The organism is Staphylococcus sp. HMSC13A10 (assembly GCF_001808005.1).
GTDB lineage: Bacteria > Bacillota > Bacilli > Staphylococcales > Staphylococcaceae > Staphylococcus > Staphylococcus pasteuri.
Window position 1 is genome coordinate 1 of record NZ_KV791882.1, and the last position, 608, is coordinate 608.

Below are 608 nucleotides of genomic sequence, written 5' to 3' on the forward strand. Positions count from 1 at the left end.
TTACAACATTATTATCTGTTACTGCTAAAAATCTACCTTTAATCAAATATTCATTTGATCAAATATTAATGACTAAAGAAGGTTGTATGAATCATTTACGTACTTTTTATCCAGAAGCACGTGATGAAGATTGGCAGTTATATACGGCAGGTAAACGCGTATAAGTGATTAAAGATACTCCTGAATATGGTAAAGGATTTATTCAATTTGGTACAGAAGTTGTTAATTCTGAAGATCATTCAGTAATAGCGTTATTAGGAGAATCTCCAGGAGCATCAACTTCAGTATCTGTAGCCCTAGAAGTACTTGAGAAAAACTTCCCTGAATATGAAACTGAATGGATGCCTAAAATCCAAAAAATGATTCCATCTTATGGTAAATCACTCATTAATGATACTGCGTTAATGAGAAAAATACGTCAACAAACATCAAAAGATTTAGAGTTAAATTACTACCAAAACAATAAGTAGACTACAATACAAAGGTAAAATAAAGGAATGTTAAGCGTGAAAAAATTATTAATAGTAACAATTATTAGTACTATTGGTTTTTGTGCACTCAAACGTTACCAAAAACATGTAAATCAAGCACCAAATATAGAATATTAA

At 29.9% G+C, this 608-nt stretch carries 1 protein-coding gene and 1 pseudogene; both read left to right on the top strand.

Annotated features, from left to right (window positions below):
- Nucleotides 1-470 (top strand): annotated as a pseudogene (locus HMPREF3125_RS10355) (malate:quinone oxidoreductase); the annotation flags it as partial.
- Between the two features lie 27 nt (nucleotides 471-497).
- On the top strand, nucleotides 498-608 hold the full coding sequence (locus HMPREF3125_RS13120; protein ID WP_071561274.1) for an SE2200 family small protein: 111 nt from the start codon (nucleotides 498-500) through the stop codon (nucleotides 606-608).